The sequence below is a fragment of the Micromonospora inyonensis genome (assembly GCF_900091415.1).
Classification (GTDB): Bacteria; Actinomycetota; Actinomycetes; order Mycobacteriales; family Micromonosporaceae; genus Micromonospora; species Micromonospora inyonensis.
Genome location: NZ_FMHU01000001.1, coordinates 899,568 through 915,147, shown reverse-complemented (window position 1 = coordinate 915,147; position 15,580 = coordinate 899,568). Strand labels below are relative to the sequence as shown.

Below are 15,580 nucleotides of genomic sequence, written 5' to 3'. Positions count from 1 at the left end.
TGTGCGCAATACGGCTCGTTACAGGCATGTTTCGAGCGTCATTCTGCGCGAAGCTGGGGGGCCCTGGCAACCACTTGCGCGATCGAGCAACGCATTGCTTTGCGTACCCGCGTTTCGCGCACTACTGTGCACGCAATCAATCACGTTGCGTGCAGTCAGTGGAGGCTCCTGCGGTGGACCGGTACGCCCGATGGAACGCTCTGCTGGAGATGCTGACCGACGACGGTCGAGTCAGCGTCGAGGAGGCCGCCGCGCGGCTGGACGTCTCCCAGGCCACCATCCGTCGCGACTTCGACCAGCTCGCCCAACAGCAGATGATCACCCGCACCCGGGGTGGGGCGGTGGCCAACGGGGTCTCGTACGACCTGCCGCTGCGGTACAAGACCGCCAAGCACTCGGCCGAGAAGCAGCGGATCGGGGCGGCCGCCGCCGCGCTGGTCTCGCCCGGCACCGTGGTCGGCCTCAACGGCGGCACCACCAGCACCGAGGTCGCCCGGGCCCTCGCCGTCCGGCCCGACCTCAACACCAGCGCCGAGGGCGCCCAGCTCACCGTGGTCACCAACGCCCTGAACATCGCCAACGAACTGCTGGTCCGGTCCCGGATGAAGATCGTGGTGGCCGGCGGGGTGGTGCGGCCGAAGTCGTTCGAACTGGTCGGCCCGCTGGGCGGGGCGCTGCTGCGCGAGGTCACCCTGGACGTCGCCCTGCTCGGGGTGGACGCGATCGATCCGCATCTCGGGGCAGCCGCCCACCACGAGGGGGAGGCGGCGATGAACAACCTGATGGTGGCCCGGGCCCGACGGGTGGTGATCATCGCCGACTCGTCCAAGCTGGGCGGTCACGCCTTCGCCCGGATCTGCCCGGTGGACCGGGTGGAGACCCTGGTCACCGACTCCGGGGCCGATCCCACCGTGGTCGCCGAGTTCCGGGCTGCCGGGGTCACCGTCGTCTGTGCCTGAAAGGCCATCCCGAGTCGGAAAGCCGACAGTCGTGAACGGTGGTCGGCCAGGGGAGGACTGGAAGGGTGTCGGCGTGGCTCCCGGCCACGACCACCTTCCCTGGAGGTCATCAGATGTCAAAACTGAAGATCGGGCTCACCGCGATCTTCTTCACCGTCGGTAGCGTGCTCGCCGCCCCCGCAGGGCTCGCCGCTGCGGCGTCCGACACGGCGCCTCCGGTCGTGGAGGGCATCACGGTCACGCCCGACAGCGTCTCCGTCTCCGGCGTCGACCTGGTGCCGGTCACCGTCTCCGTCCACTCACCGACGAGTCCGGGGTCATAACCTCCACCGACATGGACGGGGTCCAACTGCCCTACGTCGTCCTCACGCGGGTGTCCGGCGGGCCGGCGGTCACCGAGGGCGCGGAACTCGCGCTCACCTCCGGCACCGCGCAGGACGGCGTGTGGAGCGCGACGATCCAGGTGCCGTCGACCTGGAACGGCCGGTGGGAGCCCAGCCGGCTGGTCGCGGTGGACGAGGGGTCCCGGCGCCTCGACGTCGACCCCCGGAACCTCTCGTCGGCGGCGACCCTCGACGTGGCGGGGACCCACCTGCCGGCGGTGACAATGGAGTTCGTGCCCGACCCACTGGTCGGCGACGGCCGGTTGACGATGCGGGGCAGGTTCTTCTACGAGGACACCGGAAAGGGCATCCCCCACCAGCCGATCTTCTTCGGTGAGGACAGCCTCTGGGTGGAGCACCCCGGGGTGCCGAACGGCAGAACCGCCGCCGACGGCAGCTTCTCCAAGGTGTATCCGTAGGGCGGGGTCTACCTGCGATGTGGCGGCATCCTGCGTCCGTCCACCATGGCGAGGTCGCCCGCCTTCATCGTCGGCGCGTCCCGTTTCCCTCGGGTCAGGCCGACCCTCACCGCCGAGGTCGACCGGGCCAGCGTCCCGCCGGGCACGGAGGTCGCCTTCACCGGCACGGTCGAACCGTCCAGCGCGAGCAGTCTGGAACTCCAGGAGCGGGTCGACGGGACCTGGCGCACCGTGGCCGACGGGATGATCGGGGACGACGGTCGCTGCACCCTCCGGGTCACGCCGAAGGGGGCCGGCGGCCACCAGTACCGGGTGATCGTCCCGAACCCCGACCCGGAACTGGTCGGGGCGTCTCGGACCGTCGTCGTCCGGGTGACCGCAGGGGGATCCGGCGGTGGGGACGGCTCCGGCACCCTGCCGATCACCGACTCCCCGCCGGTGGTGCCGATGGCCGGTGGCGCGTTGGCGCTGATCCTTGCCGGGGTCGGACTGACGCTGGCCGGCCGGCGACGCCGCGTGGTGACGGTGCCAGCCGAACACTGACCGTCCGGCCGCCCACCGGGATCCCCTCGGGTTGCGGGGCCGCTGGTGAACGCCGTCGTCGCGAAAAGTGGGCGCGACGACGGCGTTTCGGTTCCGCTATTGCGGATAACACAGTATTGTCGCTCCCGTCATAAACCCGAGCGGGGGAGGTCAACGTGCCCGCCGTGCTGGAGATAGAAGGTCTACGCAAGACGTACAAGAGTCGGAGGCGCGGCGAGCGGCACGCGCTGGACGGCTTCGACATGCGGGTCGACGCCGGGCAGGTACACGGCTTCCTCGGCCCGAACGGATCGGGCAAGACCACCACCCTCCGTACCCTGCTCGGCCTGATCCGGCCGAACGCCGGCCGGATGGCGCTGCTGGGTCGCGAGGTCCCGGCCGCGCTGCCCGAGGTGGCCGGTCAGGTCGGTGCGATCGTGGAAAGTCCACAGTTCTTCCCGCACTTCTCCGCGCGGGACACCCTCTCGCTGCTCGCCGGGGCCGGGGACGTCCCGCGCCACCGGGTCGACGAGGTGCTGGAACTGGTCGGGCTCCGCGACCGCGCCGGGGAACGGGTCAAGACGTACTCGCTGGGCATGAAGCAGCGCCTCGCGGTCGCCTCGGCGCTGCTCAAGAACCCCAAGCTGCTGATCCTCGACGAGCCGGCCAACGGCCTCGACCCGGGTGGCATCCGGGAGATGCGCACCCTCATGCGGGACCTGGCCGCCTCCGGGATGACCGTGGTGCTCTCCAGTCACATCCTGGGCGAGATCCAGCTCATCTGCGACTCGGTCACCATCATCTCGCTGGGCCGTCGGGTCGCCTTCGGGCCGGTCGACGACGTGCTCGCCCGCTACTCCGGTGGCGCGGTGCGGGTCCGGCTCGACGCGGTCACCGACCTGCCGCTCGCCGCCGAGACGCTGCGCCGGGCCAACGTGCAGGTCACCGGCTACGACGACCACCTGATGCTGGCCGGCGTCGACAAGCCGGCGACGGTCACCCGGCTGCTCGCCGAGAACGGCCTCTACGTCAGTGAACTCGCCCCGGTCACCGCCGACCTGGAGAGCGTCTTCCTGGAACTGACGGCCACCGCGCCGGTTCCCGGCCAGCACCGCCAGGTCGACCAGTCCCGCAAGGTCGGCGGCAGCACCCAGGGAGGACGGAGCGCATGAGCCTGTACGTCACCGAGCTGCGTCGTCTCGGCAAGCGCCGCTTCACCCGGTACATGGCCCTGATCGGCCTCCTGGTGCTCGTCGCCGTGGCGGTCGGCACGTTCGTCACCAACGAGCAGATCGGCCCGGAGCAGCGTGCCGCCGCCGAGCGCGAGGCCCAGACGCAGTACGAGGAGCAGATCCGGCACGCGGAGCGGGAACGCAACGCGTGCGAGCGGGCGAAGGCGACCGGGGAACAGAGCGAGGGCCGTTTCCCCGACGACTGTTCGGTCATCACCCCGCCGCCGCGCGAAGCGTTCGAGGCGCGGTGGTTCCTGCCGTCGACCTTCGACTTCCGGAACAGCTTCGGGGCCACCCTGGTCACGTACGCGGCCATCCTGGGGTTGATCACCTTCGTGGTCGGCGCCTCCTTCGTCGGGGCCGAGTGGAGCACCGGCGGAATGATGAACCTGCTGCTCTGGCGGCCGAAACGGCTCACCGTCCTGCTGACCAAACTGGCCGCCCTGCTCACCGGCGTGGCTACGGTGACCGTGCTCGGTCTGCTCGCCTGGACGGCGGCGTTCTGGGCGATCGGCAGCTTCCGCGGCACCACGGAGAAGATGACCTCGGGCGTCTGGCAGTCCTTCGCCCTCACCGGCCTGCGCGCGTTCGCGTTGGTGGTGGTCGCGGCCGTGATCGGGTTCGCGCTGGCCTCGCTGGGGCGGCACACCGCCTTCGCCCTGGGCGGCGTGCTCGCGGTGGGCGTCGTCGGGCAGTTCGGTCTCGGCGTGGTGCTGGCCCTGGCCGACGTGAAGTTCCCCGAGGCATGGCTGATCCCCACCTACGGCCTGGCCTGGATGGGGAAGGAGGTCACGTTGGAGAACTACGACGCCTGTAACTTCTCGACGTCCGGCGACTGCAAGCCCGACATCCTGACCATCACCTGGCAGCACTCGTCGGTGCTGCTCGTCACCGGACTGGTGCTCGCCCTCGGCGCGGCCCTCTGGGCGATGCGCCGCCGCGACATCGCCTGACACCGCCGGCCGCCGCCTTTCGTACCGGCCGCCGTCCTTCGTTGCCTGCCGCCGTCCTTCGTTGTCTGCAGGGGCCCCCTGTTCATCATTATTGATGAGGAGGGGGCCCCTGCCGGCACCTGGGGCGGTCGGACGCACCGGACGTGCGATGCGAGGCTGGCCGGGCCTGGTTACCCTGGGGTTCCCGGTTGGCGTCGCCCGGCCGGCCGTCTGCCCGAGGAGCGCCATGCAGCCGTCCGCCGACGCGTTCCCCGGCCGTGCCGACCGCGCGGAACCAGCGTCGTCGCCGTCCTCGCGTGGCGTGCCCCCGCCCCGGTCCGCTCCGGAGGTGGAGTCCAACGCGCCTGCCTCGGACCGCACGCCCGGGACACCGGCGGCACGGCCCGCTCCGGCCGACGCGGAGGCCGCCGCAGCGCGGACCACGATCCCCGACACGGACGCCGTCCCGTCGCCCCGGAACGCGGCTGGCCCGGACGCGCCGTCCCGGAACGCCGTTGGCCCGGACGCGCCGTCCCGGAACGCGGCTGACCCGGATGCGCCGCCCCGGAAGTCCGGTGGCGGGGCTGCCGCTGACCCGGGGGCGACGCCCGGGGACGCCGGTGCCGCGGACGGGCTGACCGAGCGCGAGCGGGGGATACTCGCCTTCGAACGGCACTGGTGGCGGCACGCCGGAGCCAAGGAACAGGCCATCCGGGACACCTTCGGTCTCTCCGCCACCCGGTACTACCAGCTCCTCAACGCGCTGCTGGACAATCCGGCCGCCCTCGCCGCCGAGCCGTTGCTGGTGGGCCGGCTCCGCCGGCTGCGCTCGTCCCGGGCCCGGAACCGCCGTCGCTGACCGGCTGGTGGTCCGCGTACGGCCGGCGGAACGTGACCGCCGGGTGCCGGCCTGATCCGGGGCATGTCGGCGGGCGGGACGGGTAGGCGGGTCCTGGTCCGGCTCGAGCGCGAACCGGGGGCGAGGAGGGGGAAGCGGGCATGGCGGCAGGCTGGTACGCCCACCGTCCGGCGCTGGTGCTGACCGCCGCCGTGCTGGCCGGGGCACTGGCGGGCTGGCTGGCCCGGTCCCGCGTGGCGCACCGGGGCGCGGGCGCACCGACCGTAGCGCCGCCGACCGTGGCGCGACCGGCCCGGACCGGGCCGACGCGGGGGCCGTCCCCGATGACGGAACCCGTGCCGTTCCCGGAGGGGGCGGCGGTCGACGCGCCGTACACCGCCGAGGAGCCCTACAGCGGGCGGCCCCGGTACTCCCCGGCGGCGCGTCCACGGCGAACCGACGTTCCCGGCGGCATGCCGCCGTGACGGACCATGCCCGGCCACCGACGGGGGGAGCAAGACCGATGATGCAGGTCAGATCCGCCTCCACGGCCTCGCCCGGCCGGCTGGAGAACGAGGACCTGGTCCTCCGCTTCGGGCCCCTGGTCGGGGTGCTCGACGGCGCGACCGTGCCCGACGGCTTCGACACCGGCTGTGTCCACGGTCCGGCCTGGTACGTCCGACATCTCGCCGCCCGGATCGGGTTCGCCGAGGCGACGCGCCCGGCCGCCACCCTGATGAGCAACCTCGCGGCGGCGATCCTGGCGGTCCGGGCCGACCACGGCGGCGTCTGCGACCTGGACCACCCCGGTACGCCGTCGGCGACCGTCTGCCTGCTCCGCGACGGTGGGGACCGGGCCGACTACCTGGTGCTCTGCGACAGTCCCCTGGTGCTGGACACCGGCCGGGTGGCGGTGGTCTCCGACGACCGGCTGGCTGCCGCCCTGGTCGAGCTGCGCGCGGTGGCGCACACCGTGCCGGCCGGCGCCGACGACCCGGCCACCCGGTTCCGCCGGGCGGTCGCCGTGCAGCGGGAACGGATGAACCGTACGCACGGCTACTGGGTGGCGGCCAGCGACCCGGATGCGGCGTACCACGCGGTGACCGGGTCGGTGCCGCTGCGCGGGCCGGACGCGTTGCGCCGGGCGGTGCTGCTCAGCGACGGTGCCTCCTGCGCGGTCGAGCAGTTCGGCCTGTTCGGCTGGGACGGTCTGCTGGATGTGGTCACCACCGAGGGGCCGGGCGCGCTGATCGAACGGGTCCGGACCGCCGAGCGGGAACAGCCGGACCGGCTGCGGCGGACCAAACGTGCCGACGACGCGTCGGTCGTCCTGTGCGAGTTCTCGGGACCGGCCGACGCCGGAGCGTGACCAGGAACACTCACCCCGGCCGACCGGCCGGTACCGGCCCGCCGGACCGGTGGTGCGCGGCGGAAGGGTGGACGCCGGTCGGGTGGGGCCGGCAGACTGCGGCACGTGGCAGGTGGGGTCCGGCTGGAGCCGGTGGACGAGCGGAACCTGGAGCCGCTGCTCTCGGTGGCCGCCGCCGAGGCGGAGCCGAGTGACGTGATGCCGCCGGTGGAGGCACCGGCCGGTTGGTCGGCGGCCCGTCGGGAGGCGTTCCGCGAGTTCCACCGTGCGCACTTCGGCGGCTTCGACGGTCCCACCGGCACGGTCATGTTCGCGATCCTGCTCGGTGGTGAGGTCGTCGGCATGATCCGGATGGCCCGCCGGACGGAGCCCGGCACCGTGGAGACCGGCATGTGGCTGGGGCTCTCGGCCCGGGGCCAGGGAATCGGCGCGGCGGCCCTGCGGGAACTGCTCAACGTCGCCGCCGCGCACGGCATGCGTACCGTGGTGGCCGAGACGACCGTCGACAACACCGGGGCGCTCGGTGTGCTCACCCGGTGCGGCGCGAAGCTACGCGAGGACGGGCGGAACGTACACGCGGAAATCTGTCTGGATTCCGCCCCGCCGGTGCCGTAACTCATTTCCTTCGCCTTTTTCGACGCTATGGGGTATTCGTTTCCGGATACCCGTCTGTCCGCTTCGACCTGGCCGTTCGGGGGCTGATCGTCCCTTTCGGGATGCTCCGGCTATGGCGTTCCGAGGTTTTGCCGGCAGGGGCCCGGGTATTGCCGACCCAGTCGGTTGAAACAGGACTGCCCGAATAAGCGCCCTTGTCGTTTTCAGGCCCCCGGAATTGTCACGACCTCGCGTATCGGGCTATTACGCCGCACCGGGGAGGTAAGGAGTGGACCATGAAGAGCGGGACACGAATCGGGCTCGCCGTCGGTCTCGGCTACGTCCTCGGCCGGCGTCGCCGGCTGCGTACCGCCCTGACCCTGGCCGCCGCCGTGGCGGCCGGACGGATGAGTCGGGACCCGGCCGGACTGCGCAAGCTCGGTGAGGTGGCGAAGGGGGCGCCGCACCTGCACAACCTGGGCCGCCTCGGCGGACCACTGGTGGGCGCCGGCCGCGCGGCGGCGACCGCTGCCGTCGGCAGCGGGATCGACGCGGTGAGCGGCAAGCTCCGGGATCGGGCCGAGGCGTTGCGCCGGAAGACCGGCGGCGACGGCGGTGAGGGCGGCAGTGGCGGAGCCGGTGGTGACGGCGGTGGGGAGCGCGACTCCGGCGACGGTGCCGGGCGGCGGGACGCCGCGTCCGAGGGTGCACGGGCCGGTGGGAACGGTGGCCGGGGGTCCGATGACGACGACGGCCCGAGCGGGAACGCCGCCGGGCAGCGGGGGTGGTGACCATGTCGGCACCCGCGAACCCGGGCCTGGACCTGCGCGGCAAGCTGCGCGACCAGTTGCTCCGCGACGTCCGGGACCTGGCCGCTGCGATCGGCGAGCGGGCCGTCTCCGCGGTGACCGAGCGGGTCACCGGCGCGACCGGCCGGCTCAGTGAGTACGCGAGACAGGGCGGCGGGCCGGGCCTGGTCGCGGCGGCGACGGGCACGCGGGCGCTCGCCGAGGGCAAGTCACCGGTACGGGCGATGGTCAGCGCCGGTCTGGCCGGCGGTAAGGAGAAGTTGATGGCGGCGGTCGGTGCCCGGGGCGGGAAGAACCGGGGCGGGAAGAAGCTCAAGGTCACCAACATCGTCGAGACGATCGAGGTGGGTGTCCCCGTGCGGGTCGCCTACAACCAGTGGACGCAGTTCGCCGACTTCCCGAGCTTCATGAAGAAGGTCGAGAACGTCGACCAGGAGTCCGACGAGAAGCTGACCTGGAAGGCGCAGGTCTTCTGGTCGCACCGGACCTGGGAGTCGACCATCGTCCAGCAGGTGCCGGACCGGCACATCCACTGGCGTTCCAAGGGGGAGAAGGGGGCGGTCGACGGGACGGTCAGCTTCCACGCGGTGGCACCGGACCTCACCCGGATCCTGGTCGTGCTGGAGTACCACCCGCAGGGCCTCTTCGAGCACACCGGCAACCTCTGGCGCGCCCAGGGCCGACGGGTTCGCCTCGAACTCAAGCACTTCGTCCGGCACGTGATGACCCAGGCCGTGCTGGAGCCGGACGAGGTCGAGGGCTGGCGTGGCGAGATCCGCGACTCCCGGGTGGTCAAGGACCACGAGACCGCGCTGCGGGAGGAGCGGGAACGCGCCGAGGCGGAATCGAAGGAGCCCGAGGAGGGCGAGGAGCCGGAGGAGGGCGAGGAGCCGGAGGAGGCCGAGCGGGAACGGCCCGGACGCGGCCGGCCCGCCGAGCGGGCCCGCCGCCGCCCGGCCCCGCGTCGCCGTCCCGCCGAGGAGGAGTACGAGGACGAGTACGACGAGTACGACGAGGAGCCGGAGGAGGAACCCGAGGAGGAGGAAGAAGCCCGCCGTCGACGTCCGGAGCGGGCGGGTCGTCCCCAGCCCCGCGAGGAGTCTCGTCCTCGTCCGGCTGTCCGGCGTCCCTCGGACGGGCCCCGCCGACCGGTGGTCCGGCGTCGACGTGAGGAGCGCGACGAGTGAGCGCCGCACCGGGCGGGAACGGCGTCTTGGACCGGGGCACCACGTCGAGCCTGGCGGACGTCGTCGAGACCGTTCTCGACAAGGGCGTGGTGATCGACGCCCAGGTCGTCGTGGGGGTGATCGGCATTCCCCTGCTGGAGATCAACGCTCGGGTGGTGGTGGCGAGCGTGGAGACGTACCTGCGCTTCGCCGAGGCGGTCGACCGGCTGGACATCACGTCGAGCAAGGGGCCGGGCCTGGGCGGGGTGGTGGAGGACGTCACCGACGCCGCCCAGGGCATCACCTCCGGGCTCGGCGGTACCGCCCGGGAGTTGGGCGGCACCGCCCGGGAGTTGGGCGGCACGGCCGGGAAACGCGACCGGCCCGCCCGCCGGAAAGAGGAACGCTGAGATGGCCGGGCAGAGAGGGACGTTCGTGTACGGCATCGTCCCCGCCGACGTGGAGCCGACCGAGGACGCCGTCGGGGTGGGCGATCCGCCGGGCGAGGTGACCGCCGTGGTCCACGGTGAGCTGGCCGCCCTGGTCAGCGAGGTGGACCTGGAGCAGCCGCTGGGTCGACCCGTGGACCTGACCGTGTACCAGGAACTGCTCGACGCCACGGCGGCGGTGGCCCCGGTCGTACCGGTGCGGTTCGGCACGGTGGTCACCGGGCCGGACGCGGTGCACGACCTGCTGGACGCCCACCGGGACCGCTTCCGGACCGCCCTGGAGGAGTTCGAGGGACGGACCCAGTACACCGTGCGGGGGCGGTTCCAGGAGGCGGAGCTGATCAAGGCGGTGCTCGCCGGGAACCCGGCCGCGGCGCAGCTCGCCGAGCAGGTGCGCGGGCAGCCCGAGGCGGTCAGCCGGGAACAGCGCATGCGGCTGGGCGAGATCATCAGTCAGGCGGTGGAACTGCGCCGTGAGGCGGAGACCCGGGAACTGGTCGACGTGCTCGGCCCGGTGACCGTGACCAGCACGGTCCGCCCACCCGGGCACGAACTGGACGCCCTGCACGTGGCGTTCCTGGTCGACAGCGAGCGGGTGGACGAGTTCGTGGCGGCGGCGGAGGACTTCGCCGGCCAGCGGCGGGAGCTGGTGCGGATGCGCCTGCTCGGCCCGCTCGCCCCGTACGACTTCGTCGACGCGCACCACCTGGCAGGGTGAGCGGTGGACATCCTGTGGGCGCTGCTGACCCTTCCGTACGCGCCGGTGCGCGGGCTGACCGCGGTGGTGAAGGTGTTGGCCCGGGAGGCGGAGGCCCGCCAGCACGACCCGGTCCACGTCCGCCGTGAGCTGGAGGAGATCGACGCGGCCGCGGCGGCCGGCGAGCTGACCACCGAGCAGCGGAACCGGGCGCAGCAGCAGGTCCTGGACCGGCTCGTCGGCGGAACCCGTCCCGGCCGGCGCGAGGGAGGTGAGCGAGGGTGAGGACGAACCGGAGCGGACCGGAGCCCCGGCGCGGGAGCCCGGGTCGGCGCGAGTCGACCGACGACCGGTACGCGGAGGACGACGACCGGTACCCGGAGGACGACGACCGGTACGACGACGAGGACGAGTCGTACGAGGAGGAGGTCGAGCCCATCCCCGCCGGTGAGGCGGCCCGGGAGGGACTGCGGCAGGCCAGCCAGCTCACCGGCCGGGACCCGTCCGGGGTGACCTCGGTGCAGCCCACCCAGGACGGCTGGCGGATCGGGGTGGAACTGGTGGAGGACCACCGCATCCCGGCGTCGACCGACCTGCTCGGCCTCTACGAGGTCGACCTGGACGCCGACGGTGAGGTGCTCTCCTTCCGGCGGGTCCGCCGCTACCAGCGGGGCAAGGGCGAGGTGGGCTGAGATGACCATGGGACAGGTTCCCTCGGTGGTGCAGAACTCGGGGCAGGTGCTGCCGGCCGGACACGAACCGGCGAACCTCGGCGACATCCTCGAACGGGTGCTCGACCGGGGCATCGTCATCGCCGGTGACATCCGGGTCAGCCTGCTCGACATCGAGCTGCTGACGTTGAAGCTGCGGCTGGTGATCGCCTCGGTCGACACCGCCCGGCAGATCGGCATCGACTGGTGGGAGCACGATCCGTGGCTCAGCTCCCGGGCCCGTCCGCCGATCGAGCCGGGACCGCGTGACCCGGAGGAGGTCGAGGCCGGGCGGCGGGCGCGGATCGCCGCGCGCAGCGACCGTCTGGAGGACCGGGATGGGGCCTGACCCGGTCGTCACGACGGCACCCGCCGGCACCTGGCTGCACGGCATCGTCCCGGCGTCCGTCGCCGGGGCGCTGGCCCCGGTGGCCGGTCTGGCCGACAGGCCGGTCCGAACGGTTTGCGGGGCCGGCCTGGCCGCCGTGTTCAGCGCCGTCCCGCTCGACGAGTACGGTGAGCAGCCGCTGCGCCGCAACCTGGAGGACCTGGGGTGGCTGGAGCGCACCGCCCGCGCACACCACCGGGTGGTCGACGCACTGGCCCGTACCGGTCCGGTGGTGCCCGCCCGGCTGGCCACCGTGCACACCGACGAACGCCGACTGGCGGCGCTGCTGCGCGACCGTGGGGCCGACCTGAGCGCCACCCTGGCCCGGCTCGCCGGCCACCAGGAGTGGGGCGTCAAGGGATACCTGCTGCCCGGTGGCCCGGCCCCCGGTGAAACCGGCCCGGCCCCCGGTGAAACCGGTCCGGCCGGACCGGGGACAACCGTCGGCGGTGCGGATGCACCGGTGGCCCGCGAGACCGGGGCGGGAGCGGCCTACCTGCGACGGCGTCGGGCCCAGTTGCAGGCCCGGGAGGACGGTCAGCAGGTCGCGGCGCGCAGCGCGGCGGCGGTGCACGCGGAACTGGCCGGCCAGGCGACCGAGTCCTGCCGGCACACGCCGCAGGACCGGCGGCTCTCCGGTGCGTCGCACCCGATGGTGCTCAACGGCGCGTACCTGGTGCCGGTCGAGGGGCTCGCCGGGTTCCGTGCGGCCGTCGCGGCGCTCGCCGCACGCTACCCGGCGCTTCGGCTGGAGCTGACCGGCCCCTGGCCGCCGTACTCCTTCATCGTCGGGCAGCCCGGGAGCTGACATGGGCATCACCCCGCTCGTGCCGAGCAGCGCCGACGACCCGCTGGCCTACCGTCCGGTCGCCCTGGTGGACCTGCTCGACCGGGTCCTGGCGACCGGGGTGGTGGTCAGCGGCGACATCACCATCTCCATCGCCGACGTCGACCTGGTGTACGTCTCGCTGCGTGCGCTGATCTCCTCGGTGGGCGCGCTCACCGCGCCGGAACCACCCGGCGGTGCCGGATGACCTCCCGGGACGAGGCCGCCGGACCGGACGCCCGCGACGAGGCCGCCGCGCTGGCTGCCGCCCTCGGTGGATCGCCGTGGCAGCCGCCCCGGGTGACGCCCCTGGACCGGCGGCTCGCGGTGGACCGGGACTCGGTGGAGAAGGGCCTCGCCAGCCTGGTGCTGACCGTGGTCGAGCTGCTGCGCCAGCTGATGGAACGGCAGGCGTTGCGCCGGGTCGAACTGGGTGACCTGACCGACGAGCAGATCGAGCGGATCGGGGTGACCCTGATGGCGCTGGAGGAGCAGATGGGCGGGCTGCGTGAGCACTTCGGCCTGGCTCCCGAGGACCTGAACCTGGACCTCGGTCCGCTCGGCCCGCTGCTGCCCACCGACAACCCGCCCCACTGACCCGACCGTCGATCAGCTCTGGCGTTCGGCGGCGTACGCGGCGAGCCAGGCGACCTGTGCCGGGTCCAGGGAGGGCCGCACCCGGGTCCGGGCCTGCTCGACGTGCGCGGCGGTGACCGTGGAGGCGGTCAGCGACTCCCGCATCGCGGCGAGCGCCGCCTCTCGGACGAGCGCGGCGCAGTCCGCCGCCGAGAAGCCGTCCAGCGACCCGGCCAGCCCGGCGAGGTCCACGTCGTCGGCCAGCGGCACGTTGCGGGCGGTGGCCCGCAGGATCTCCACCCGCGCGTCGGCGTCCGGCGGCGGGACGTAGACCAGCCGCTCCAGCCGTCCGGGCCGCAGCAGGGCCGGGTCGATCAGGTCCGGGCGGTTCGTCGCGCCCACCACGACCACGTTGCGCAGCGTCTCCACCCCGTCCAGTTCGGTCAGCAGCGCGGCGACCACCCGGTCGGTGGTGCCCCCGTCGGTGGCCTGGCCGCGTACCGGCGCGAGCGCGTCCACCTCGTCCAGGAAGATCAGCGTGGGAGCGGCCTCGCGGGCCCGGCGGAACAGCTCCCGGACGGCGCGTTCGCTCTCGCCGACCCACTTGGAGAGCAGCTCCGCGCCCTTGACCGAGAGCACGTTCGCCCGGCCCGAGCCGGCCAGCGCGGTGACCAGGTACGTCTTGCCGCAGCCCGGCGGGCCGTAGAGCAGCACCCCGCGCGGTGGCCGCACGCCGAGCCGGGCGAAGGTGTCCGGGTAGGTCAGCGGCCAGAGCACCGACTCGGTCAGCGTCTCCTTCACCTCGACCAGGTCGCCGACGTCCTCCAGGGTGACAGTGGCCAGTTCCAGCGTCGCGGAGGCCATCGAGGTCGGGCGGACCACCTCCAGGGCGGCGGTGAAGTCGGCCATCGCCACGGTCGGCGTCTCCGTCGACTTCTGCCGCAGCGCCGCCCGTACCCCCGCCTCCCGGACCAGCCCGGCCAGGTCGGCGGCGACGAAACCCGGCGTACGACCGGCGACCTCGTCCAGCCGTACGTCCCCGGCGAGTGGCATCCGCCGGGTCAGCGCGGCCAGCTGCTCCCGGCGCAGCGCCGCGTCGGGCAGCGGCACGGTGATCGGCAGGGAGAGCAGGTCGGGGGAGCGCAGTGCCGGGTCGACCGCCTCCGGACGGCTGGTCGTGCAGACCACCGCCGCCCCGGCCCGTACGGTCTCCGCGACCACCTGCCGGAAGACGGTGGCCAGCGGTCCGGGCTGGTCCGCCGGGGCGAGTGCGTCCACGTCGGTGACCAGGAGCACCGCCGGCCCGTCGGCGCCGGCGGCGGCGGCCGCGGCGCGCAGTCGTTCGGCGGCGGCCTGGTTGGTCAGCGCTGCCAGCTCCGGTGCCCAGACCGGGTGGAGCCGGGCCCGCACGGCGGCGGCGACCGCCCGGACCAGCGCCGACTTCCCCGATCCGGCCGGCCCGCTGAGCAGCACGCCGAGCGACACCGTGGTGTTCAGCCGGCCGAGCACCTCCCGGTGGTGGAAACCGAGGTCGAGCAGCTCGGTCAGCTCCTCGGCCTGGGTGCGCAGGCCGGGCAGTTCGTCGACGCCCGGCGCCTGGGCCGGGTCCGCCTCCCCGTCGGTTCCGACCGCGTCGTCGTGGTGGACACCCGCCCACCCGCCCGACGCACGGGAGTCGGGAGCGCGCGTCGCGAGGGAGCCGGGGTGGGAACCGTTCGCGGCGGGGACGCCGTGGGTGACCGGACCGTGTTCCCAGCCGACGACGGTGTCCGTGGTGACCAGCGATCCGGCTCCCGGCTCGACGGCGGCCACGGTGAGCAGGGCGCTGGTCCAGGCGTACCCGACGGTGTTGGCGAGGCTGCGACGCGCGGCCTCGACCAGCGGGCGGACCGGGGCGTCCGGGCTGACGTCCTGGGGCAGCAGCGAGACGTCGTCCCCGGCGGTGACCACCTTGCCCAGCAGGGCGAGCCGGAGCATCTCCGGCGAGACGACGGCGACGATCTCCACCGGGCCGCGCAACGTCACCCGGACGGCTGCGGTGAGCGACATCGGGCTGAGCGTGACCTGCCCGCCGTCCCGGACGCCCAGGTTGCCGAGGATGAGGTCGTCGGCGTGGAGCAGACCGGTGCCGGCACCCGGCTCGGCCAGCGCCACGATCCCGGCGGTCTGCCGCCGCCCGGTCAGCCGGACCGGGTCGCCGGGACGCAGGGCCAGCGCGGTGAGCACCTCCGGGTGCAGCCGGACGACGCCCCGACGGGCGTCCAGGGCTGCCGGCCGCAGGCTGGCGATCAGGGTGAGTTCGGGTTGGGCCACCCGCCCGAGGTTAGCCGCCGCCGCCCAGGTCGCCCCGGGTCGAGGCGGGGGACACGCGGCACTGCCGCCGGGACGAGGGGGTCGGAAGGTCGCCGGGTCGGTGGCGGTGCGGACCACCGATCCGGCGACCGGTCCGTGAGGCGCGGCGGATGGGGTCGGGCACGCGCCCGATCCGGTCCGGTGCACCGGACCGGAAATGTACCCGGAAGGCTGGGCGCGCTCTGCCCTCCGACCGGACCGTTCCGCCCGGATCCGCCCCGGCCGGTCGGAGTGTGACGTCCTGGACGCGCTTGGTGAGAAACGCGTGGTGGCATGGTGATGTCTCACGCTATTCCGGGGGAAGGTTCCGAATTCACGAGATGCGAATTCAATACGCCGGATTGCGTCGAGGGGTACGC

Annotated in this window: 21 protein-coding genes; 20 read left to right on the top strand and 1 reads right to left on the bottom strand. The window is 73.3% G+C overall.

Features of this window, described 5'->3' with window-relative positions:
• Positions 1–173 precede the first annotated feature (173 nt).
• From GA0074694_RS04085 to GA0074694_RS03990, 20 genes are all read left to right on the top strand, one after another.
• Entirely contained in the window at positions 174–959 is a 786-nt protein-coding gene (locus GA0074694_RS04085) for a DeoR/GlpR family DNA-binding transcription regulator (RefSeq protein ID WP_091452650.1), read from the top strand.
• Positions 960–1,072: 113 nt separating this feature from the next.
• Positions 1,073–1,282, top strand: coding sequence for a hypothetical protein (locus GA0074694_RS04080; RefSeq protein WP_091452645.1), 210 nt, complete (start codon positions 1,073–1,075; stop codon positions 1,280–1,282).
• Between the two features lie 11 nt (positions 1,283–1,293).
• A complete protein-coding gene (locus GA0074694_RS04075; RefSeq protein WP_091452641.1) occupies positions 1,294–1,761 on the top strand; it encodes a hypothetical protein in 468 nt (155 codons plus the stop codon).
• Between the two features lie 45 nt (positions 1,762–1,806).
• Positions 1,807–2,304 (top strand): hypothetical protein, encoded by a 498-nt coding sequence (locus GA0074694_RS04070; protein ID WP_091452637.1) that lies wholly within the window; start codon positions 1,807–1,809, stop codon positions 2,302–2,304.
• Positions 2,305–2,459: 155 nt separating this feature from the next.
• Positions 2,460–3,455 carry an ATP-binding cassette domain-containing protein gene (locus GA0074694_RS04065; protein WP_091452634.1) on the top strand — a complete coding sequence of 332 codons (996 nt, stop codon included), beginning with the start codon at positions 2,460–2,462 and terminating at the stop codon, positions 3,453–3,455.
• On the top strand, positions 3,452–4,468 hold the full coding sequence (locus tag GA0074694_RS04060; RefSeq protein WP_091452630.1) for an ABC transporter permease subunit: 1,017 nt from the start codon (positions 3,452–3,454) through the stop codon (positions 4,466–4,468). The genes GA0074694_RS04065 and GA0074694_RS04060 overlap by 4 nt, the downstream gene beginning before the upstream one ends.
• A gap of 424 nt (positions 4,469–4,892) precedes the next feature.
• Positions 4,893–5,306 carry a DUF3263 domain-containing protein gene (locus GA0074694_RS04055; protein ID WP_245714711.1) on the top strand — a complete coding sequence of 138 codons (414 nt, stop codon included), beginning with the start codon at positions 4,893–4,895 and terminating at the stop codon, positions 5,304–5,306.
• Positions 5,307–5,446: 140 nt separating this feature from the next.
• Complete coding sequence (locus GA0074694_RS04050) at positions 5,447–5,770, top strand: hypothetical protein (RefSeq protein WP_091452622.1); 324 nt, start codon at positions 5,447–5,449, stop codon at positions 5,768–5,770.
• A gap of 38 nt (positions 5,771–5,808) precedes the next feature.
• Positions 5,809–6,654, top strand: a complete 846-nt coding sequence (locus tag GA0074694_RS04045; RefSeq protein ID WP_091452619.1) for a hypothetical protein — start codon at positions 5,809–5,811, stop codon at positions 6,652–6,654.
• A 105-nt stretch (positions 6,655–6,759) separates the two neighbouring features.
• The gene (locus GA0074694_RS04040) at positions 6,760–7,269 is read left to right on the top strand and encodes a GNAT family N-acetyltransferase (RefSeq protein WP_091452615.1); all 510 of its coding nucleotides are present in this window, start codon (positions 6,760–6,762) and stop codon (positions 7,267–7,269) included.
• A gap of 275 nt (positions 7,270–7,544) precedes the next feature.
• Positions 7,545–8,039 (top strand): hypothetical protein, encoded by a 495-nt coding sequence (locus GA0074694_RS04035; RefSeq protein WP_091452611.1) that lies wholly within the window; start codon positions 7,545–7,547, stop codon positions 8,037–8,039.
• Between the two features lie 2 nt (positions 8,040–8,041).
• On the top strand, positions 8,042–9,244 hold the full coding sequence (locus GA0074694_RS04030; RefSeq protein ID WP_091458620.1) for an SRPBCC family protein: 1,203 nt from the start codon (positions 8,042–8,044) through the stop codon (positions 9,242–9,244).
• Complete coding sequence (gvpJ, locus tag GA0074694_RS34080; RefSeq protein ID WP_091452606.1) at positions 9,241–9,633, top strand: gas vesicle protein GvpJ; 393 nt, start codon at positions 9,241–9,243, stop codon at positions 9,631–9,633. The genes GA0074694_RS04030 and gvpJ (GA0074694_RS34080) overlap by 4 nt, the downstream gene beginning before the upstream one ends.
• Position 9,634: 1 nt before the next feature.
• Positions 9,635–10,390 carry a GvpL/GvpF family gas vesicle protein gene (locus GA0074694_RS04020; protein ID WP_091452603.1) on the top strand — a complete coding sequence of 252 codons (756 nt, stop codon included), beginning with the start codon at positions 9,635–9,637 and terminating at the stop codon, positions 10,388–10,390.
• Between the two features lie 3 nt (positions 10,391–10,393).
• Positions 10,394–10,654, top strand: coding sequence for a gas vesicle protein GvpG (locus GA0074694_RS04015; RefSeq protein ID WP_091452599.1), 261 nt, complete (start codon positions 10,394–10,396; stop codon positions 10,652–10,654).
• A complete protein-coding gene (locus GA0074694_RS04010) occupies positions 10,651–11,061 on the top strand; it encodes a gas vesicle protein GvpO (protein WP_091452596.1) in 411 nt (136 codons plus the stop codon). The genes GA0074694_RS04015 and GA0074694_RS04010 overlap by 4 nt, the downstream gene beginning before the upstream one ends.
• A gap of 1 nt (position 11,062) precedes the next feature.
• Positions 11,063–11,428: a gas vesicle protein GvpJ gene (gvpJ, locus tag GA0074694_RS04005; protein ID WP_091452593.1), complete on the top strand. Its 366-nt coding sequence runs from the start codon at positions 11,063–11,065 to the stop codon at positions 11,426–11,428.
• Positions 11,418–12,275 carry a GvpL/GvpF family gas vesicle protein gene (locus GA0074694_RS04000; protein WP_091452590.1) on the top strand — a complete coding sequence of 286 codons (858 nt, stop codon included), beginning with the start codon at positions 11,418–11,420 and terminating at the stop codon, positions 12,273–12,275. Before gvpJ (GA0074694_RS04005) ends, GA0074694_RS04000 begins: the two co-directional genes overlap by 11 nt.
• A 1-nt stretch (position 12,276) precedes the next feature.
• Positions 12,277–12,501, top strand: coding sequence for a gas vesicle protein (locus GA0074694_RS03995; RefSeq protein ID WP_091452587.1), 225 nt, complete (start codon positions 12,277–12,279; stop codon positions 12,499–12,501).
• Positions 12,498–12,890 carry a gas vesicle protein K gene (locus GA0074694_RS03990; protein ID WP_091452584.1) on the top strand — a complete coding sequence of 131 codons (393 nt, stop codon included), beginning with the start codon at positions 12,498–12,500 and terminating at the stop codon, positions 12,888–12,890. The genes GA0074694_RS03995 and GA0074694_RS03990 overlap by 4 nt, the downstream gene beginning before the upstream one ends.
• A 12-nt stretch (positions 12,891–12,902) precedes the next feature.
• Here the strand turns inward: GA0074694_RS03990 and GA0074694_RS03985 are convergent, their stop codons facing one another.
• A complete protein-coding gene (locus GA0074694_RS03985; RefSeq protein WP_091452581.1) occupies positions 12,903–15,182 on the bottom strand; it encodes an AAA family ATPase in 2,280 nt (759 codons plus the stop codon).
• Positions 15,183–15,580: the final 398 nt, after the last annotated feature.

Coding starts and splice junctions, on each gene's coding strand:
- GA0074694_RS04080 (WP_091452645.1), top strand. CDS start 1,073: ATGTCAAAACTGAAGATCGGGCTCACCGCGATCTTCTTCACCGTCGGT.
- GA0074694_RS04075 (WP_091452641.1), top strand. CDS start 1,294: ATGGACGGGGTCCAACTGCCCTACGTCGTCCTCACGCGGGTGTCCGGC.
- GA0074694_RS04070 (WP_091452637.1), top strand. CDS start 1,807: ATGGCGAGGTCGCCCGCCTTCATCGTCGGCGCGTCCCGTTTCCCTCGG.
- GA0074694_RS04060 (WP_091452630.1), top strand. CDS start 3,452: ATGAGCCTGTACGTCACCGAGCTGCGTCGTCTCGGCAAGCGCCGCTTC.
- GA0074694_RS04050 (WP_091452622.1), top strand. CDS start 5,447: ATGGCGGCAGGCTGGTACGCCCACCGTCCGGCGCTGGTGCTGACCGCC.
- GA0074694_RS04045 (WP_091452619.1), top strand. CDS start 5,809: ATGATGCAGGTCAGATCCGCCTCCACGGCCTCGCCCGGCCGGCTGGAG.
- GA0074694_RS04035 (WP_091452611.1), top strand. CDS start 7,545: ATGAAGAGCGGGACACGAATCGGGCTCGCCGTCGGTCTCGGCTACGTC.
- GA0074694_RS04030 (WP_091458620.1), top strand. CDS start 8,042: ATGTCGGCACCCGCGAACCCGGGCCTGGACCTGCGCGGCAAGCTGCGC.
- GA0074694_RS04020 (WP_091452603.1), top strand. CDS start 9,635: ATGGCCGGGCAGAGAGGGACGTTCGTGTACGGCATCGTCCCCGCCGAC.
- gvpJ (WP_091452593.1), top strand. CDS start 11,063: ATGACCATGGGACAGGTTCCCTCGGTGGTGCAGAACTCGGGGCAGGTG.
- GA0074694_RS04000 (WP_091452590.1), top strand. CDS start 11,418: ATGGGGCCTGACCCGGTCGTCACGACGGCACCCGCCGGCACCTGGCTG.
- GA0074694_RS03995 (WP_091452587.1), top strand. CDS start 12,277: ATGGGCATCACCCCGCTCGTGCCGAGCAGCGCCGACGACCCGCTGGCC.
- GA0074694_RS03990 (WP_091452584.1), top strand. CDS start 12,498: ATGACCTCCCGGGACGAGGCCGCCGGACCGGACGCCCGCGACGAGGCC.